5 protein-coding genes are annotated in these 4,808 nt (G+C 51.2%); 2 read left to right on the top strand and 3 right to left on the bottom strand.

Features of this window, described 5'->3' with window-relative positions; genetic code table 11:
• On the top strand, window positions 1-1,315 hold a 1,315-nt coding region (locus tag ACY692_RS14100; protein WP_462326018.1), incomplete at its 5' end, for an ATP-binding protein.
• A 77-nt stretch (window positions 1,316-1,392) separates the two neighbouring features.
• On the opposite strand, the gene ACY692_RS14095 is transcribed toward ACY692_RS14100, so the two are convergent.
• Window positions 1,393-1,587: a hypothetical protein gene (locus tag ACY692_RS14095; protein WP_462326017.1), complete on the bottom strand. Its 195-nt coding sequence runs from the start codon at window positions 1,585-1,587 to the stop codon at window positions 1,393-1,395.
• Between the two features lie 217 nt (window positions 1,588-1,804).
• Here ACY692_RS14095 and ACY692_RS14090 point away from each other — a divergent pair, with 217 nt between their 5' ends.
• On the top strand, window positions 1,805-3,208 hold the full coding sequence (locus tag ACY692_RS14090) for an ATP-binding protein (RefSeq protein WP_462326016.1): 1,404 nt from the start codon (window positions 1,805-1,807) through the stop codon (window positions 3,206-3,208).
• A gap of 90 nt (window positions 3,209-3,298) precedes the next feature.
• Here ACY692_RS14090 and ACY692_RS14085 read toward each other — a convergent pair whose 3' ends face one another.
• Both ACY692_RS14085 and ACY692_RS14080 read right to left on the bottom strand, forming a co-directional pair.
• Window positions 3,299-3,952, bottom strand: a complete 654-nt coding sequence (locus ACY692_RS14085; RefSeq protein ID WP_462326015.1) for a lactate utilization protein — start codon at window positions 3,950-3,952, stop codon at window positions 3,299-3,301.
• 147 nt (window positions 3,953-4,099) lie between these two features.
• Window positions 4,100-4,807, bottom strand: a complete 708-nt coding sequence (locus ACY692_RS14080) for a purine nucleoside phosphorylase YfiH/LACC1 family protein (RefSeq protein WP_462326014.1) — start codon at window positions 4,805-4,807, stop codon at window positions 4,100-4,102.
• Window position 4,808 lies beyond the last annotated feature (1 nt).

The raw sequence follows: 4,808 nt of genomic DNA, 5'->3' as shown, positions 1-4,808 counted from the left end.
TGTCCCCGTTTTTATATTTACAACTACGAAGACACGGCCTTTGGTGGCAAAAGATCTTTGCCGATTGTCGGTTTCTGATGGCTGGAGGGGCAATAACTGTGAAAATTCAAACTCAAACTTGAGATTTTCACGAAAACAGGGTAGCCATATCTGCATGATCACACGTCAAATTACCCGGGAATTGCTTGAAAGTGCCAAGGAATACCCCGTAGTCACTATTTTTGGGCCCAGGCAGTCAGGGAAGACGACTCTTGCCAGGATGACATTTCCCCACAAGCCGTACTATTCCATGGAAGATCCGGATATTCGTCTGGCGGCGGATACAGATCCCAGGGGATTTTTGGAAAATCTTCCTGAGGGTGCGGTTCTGGACGAAATCCAGCGATTGCCGGTATTGCTCTCCTATCTGCAAGGTATCGTGGATGAAAAACAGCAACCCGGTATGTTTATTCTTACAGGCAGTCATCAGCCGGATGTCCATCAGGTTGTCAGCCAGACCCTTGCCGGAAGGACGGCATTGCTGAACCTGCTGCCGTTTTCTCTTACCGAACTGCGTGCATACAAGCAGGACTGGGATATCTATGAGATCATAGCCGTCGGGATGTTTCCCCGTTTGCACCAAATGGGCCTGCGTCCAACCCGTTATTATAACGGATATGTCCAGACCTATGTGGAAAGGGATGTTCGGGCCATGATCAACGTCAAGGATCTCAACCAGTTCCAGCAATTCATCACCTTGCTGGCAGGAAGAGTCGGGCAGGTGATCAACTACACGTCTCTTGCAAATGATGTCGGTATTTCAGCGACATCGATCAAGAAATGGATCAGTGTTCTCAAAGCATCTTTTATTGTTTTTGAACTACGTCCTTTTTTCGAAAATATCAAAAAAAGAGTCATTAAATCACCTAAAATATATTTTACAGACACCGGTCTTGCGTGCCATCTGCTCGGGATTGAAACGCCTGATCATGCATCTCGTGATCCTCTGCGTGGAGGATTATACGAAAATTTTGTTATCCTTGAAATAGTAAAAAACTATTACAATTTAGGAAAAACTCCTCGATTGTTTTTCTATCGCGATACTCACGGCAATGAAGTCGATCTTGTCGTTGAACGACAACGAAAACTTATACCTGTTGAAATAAAATCGTCTTCCACATTTTCAAAGCATTTTCTCAAAGGAATCCAAAAATTCAAAAAAATAACAGAAGATAGATGTCAAGATGGGTACGTTCTCTACAACGGACAAGAAAAGTTTACATTACAGGACATAACAGTTCAAAATATTCTCAGACACAATTTTTTCTTGGGCTGACCGTCTCCATCTGGTTTTTTTGCTCGTCATGGGGGTGTGCCAGGTGGGTCACTTATTCAAGACCACAATCTCAAAAATTAGTTCTGCCCCGACTCTGCCCCTGTTTCTTCGATGCTCCGCAGGACAATCAGTACAAAAAACCGAACAGCGGGAGAATCGAGTTGGCGGATACACGGGGCGAGAAGGTCCCGGCCAACTCCCGGATCAAGGGGGTTGTTTGTCCAATGGGGATTGTAGAAGGAGAGGATGAGAAGGAGTTTTTTGGAGTTCATGATAGTATCGGTATACAGGTTGGATGATGAGAAATATTAACCTGTATACCGATAGAATGTAACAGGGGGTCTTGATCGGTTCTTCAGGAATCTACCTTACCCGACACTCCAAATCTGAATATTGCCCGCTTGACAGAGGAACACGCGGTTTCTGACAATGGTTCCGGCTTAAAAAGTCTGGCTTTTTTGGGCTGTTTTTACTATGTAGCAAAACATGATGTTTTCAAACAGAATGTTTTTCAACAGGCAATCCGAGCTGGACATACTCGAGCAGGATTACCGGCGTCAGGGCACCTCTTTTTCGGTTGTGTACGGTCGGAGGAGGATAGGCAAGACCGCGTTGATCACCCGGTTCATCGAGGACAAGCCGGCTGTCTACTATTATGCCGTCGAGGCCGGGCCCCTGCAGCAGCTTGAAATGCTGACCGGCGAGATTGTCAGGTTTCTCGATCGGCCCGGCTTCAAGGACATTTCGTTCGCATCCCTGGAACAATTGCTGCTTTTCTTGAGCGAGAACATTCCCGAAGATCGCAAGCTTGTGCTGGTCATTGACGAGTACCAGCATCTGGCCAAAAGCGTTCACGGTTGCTCGTCGACCCTTCAGAAAATATGGGATATGCGGTTGAGCCGGTGCAATATTCACGTGATCCTCTGCGGATCGGTCATTTCCATGATGTATTCGGAGGTGCTCTCCTATTCGGCTCCTCTGCATGGACGGAGAACCTCCAATATCAGGCTGCAGCCTCTGAAATTTGCGCATATCAGAGATTTTCTTCCTGATGTGAGCCCGGTGGAGCACATGTCCGTCTACGGAGCGTTTGGCGGGGTTCCGAAATATCTCGAGATCTACGATCCCGCAATGGGTTTTCTGGACAATGTGACCAGACATATCCTGGACAGAAACTCCTATCTCTATCAGGAAATCAGGTTCCTTCTCAAAGAAGAAATCGGAGAGCCCACCACGTATTTCTCCCTGTTGCTGACCATGGCTCGGGGTGAGCGCAAAATCGGAAACATTGCCAAGCGTCTTCAGGTCAGTCCCGGCTATCTGGGCCGGTACATGCAGAAGTTGATGGATCTGGACCTGATTGTTCGGGAGGTTCCGGTCACGGAGAAAAACCCCGCAAAGTCCAGGCTGGGCCGGTACCGTATCAAGGATCAGTTCGTGGCTTTCTGGTTCAGCTATGTGTTCAAGAACAGCTCATTGCTCGAAATGGGGCAGGTGGAACCGGTTGTCAGGGAAATCGAGGCTACGTATCCGGAAAGAATTCTCGGGCATGTATTCGAAGACTATGCGCTGGAGATGATCCTCGATCATCCCCTCGAGATTCTGGGATTTCTTCCCGAAAAGGTGGGGCGTTGGTGGAATAACCGGGAGAAAATCGACCTGGTGGCCATGGGCAAGGAAGAGGTAACCCTTATAGAATGCAAATGGCGCAACCAGCCGGTGGGGTACAGGGTTTATCAGGATCTGATCAGGAAGGGGGGATTGCTCGATACGGATCTGCCGATCCGGTATGTCATTTTTTCAAAATCCGGGTTTGAACCGGGGTTGGAGGGATTGGAGGGGCTCGTGTGCATGACCTATCCTCTGGAAACACCGGTTGCAGGACATGGGTAGGTGTTCATCTGATTCTGCTTGCATAAAAAAGCCCCGCCTCAAGACGGGGCTTTTTTATGGGCTGTTGGCGATGGAATGCCACCTGCGTTTCTAAAACCCCATGTCCTCATTGATCAGAACCACCTTGATCCGTTTGGGGGGGAAGGCCTTTTCCGTGATGGTCCAGGTGTTACAGATGCGGTCCGGGCTTTTGCATTCCTGACAGAAGGAGGTCTTGGCGCAGGGGGTCTTTTTGCCCAGCCGCATGGCGTTGACCGGGGCCACGTAGTTCTTGATCCGGTACATGGCTTCGTCCATGTCGCTGACGATCTTGTTGCGGCCTGCCAGGACGATGACGTTTTTGGGGCCGAAGGTGAGTGCGCCGACCCGGTTGCCGATCATGTCCAGGTTGACCAGCTTGCCGTCCAGGGTAAGGGCGTTGGTGCCGGTGAAAAAGAGGTCGACAAGCAGGGCCTGGCGGCGACGTTCGTAGGAGTCCTCCTTGGAGAGATTTTTGTCGTAGGTGTCGAGGATTTCGAGATCATCCCGATTTTTGAGAGCCTCGTACAGCCCTGTGTCTTTGAAGGTCATGGAGCCGCCCCAGGAGAGGGTTTTGGCTCCGGTTTGCGGGAGGATGGTTTCAAGGACCAGGGTTTGGGCGTCTTTGGCCGTGGCGGCGGTGAAGACCTCGAAATTGTTTGTTTCCAGGGCCTCGGCCGTGTCTTTGATGCGCAGGTTCCAGAAGGTGTCGATGGGGTTGTCCATGGTGGGCTCCGCTTAATGCGTTTTAAGGGTTAGGTTTTAAGGGTTGAGGGAGGAAGTGCGTAGTTCGCAGTGCGCAGTGCGCAGGGAAGGACCTGTTGGGGTGTTGATTTGTTTTCATGGTCGGATGGTGGGGTGGGGATATCCGGTTTATTTTTCCATCCAGATGACGGATGCCTGTCTGCCGCAGACGGTGTTTCTTCGGTACGAGAAAAACCATTGTTCCATGGTGTGGGTGCACAGGTCCAGCCCGAAGATGTTTCTCGGGTGCAGACCCGCTTCTATGAGCTGGTCTCTGGTCAGCTGCCAGAGGTCCATGGTTTCTGTTTTCGGGTCGAAATAGCCGGCGAACGCTTTTCCCCATTCCGTATCGAAATTCGTGAACTCGCTTTTGGCGGGGCCGAGGCTGGGTCCCCGGACGGCCAGGATCTCCTGGGGTTCAATGCCGTAGGTACTGCAAAAGGCAATGACCGCCTGTTGGGGGAAGAGCATCCGGTTGCCTCGCCAGCCGCAATGGATGGCCGCTACATAGTCGCCCGAGGTATGGGCCAGCAGGATGGGCTGACAATCTGCGGTCTTGATCACCAGACCGACCCCCTTTTCCAGGGTGGACAGCCCGTCTCCCGGATCTTCGGTCCCCTGGATGACGTCATGCCGGGGGTTGGGGATAAAGCCGCAGCCATGGACCTGTTTGAGCTCGCACCACCGGGAAAAGCCCAGTGCATTGCGGAAAGCGCGTCGGTTGACAAGAACCGTTTCGGGTTCGTCGCCCACCTCGAAAGAGATGTTGTTTCCTGCAAAAGGGCCCGTGCTGGTGCCGCCCATGCGGGTGCCGAAGGCGCAGCGGATATTAGGCAGA

The sequence above is a fragment of the Desulfoplanes sp. genome, from assembly GCF_054921335.1.
Note: the sequence above shows the minus strand (reverse complement) of the source record. Positions and strands in the feature narration are given on the sequence as shown.

Bases quoted from the DNA above. Each gene is read 5' to 3' on its own strand.
- ACY692_RS14095 (WP_462326017.1), bottom strand. From the start codon at position 1,587: ATGAACTCCAAAAAACTCCTTCTCATCCTCTCCTTCTACAATCCCCAT.
- ACY692_RS14090 (WP_462326016.1), top strand. From the start codon at position 1,805: ATGTTTTCAAACAGAATGTTTTTCAACAGGCAATCCGAGCTGGACATA.
- ACY692_RS14085 (WP_462326015.1), bottom strand. From the start codon at position 3,952: ATGGACAACCCCATCGACACCTTCTGGAACCTGCGCATCAAAGACACG.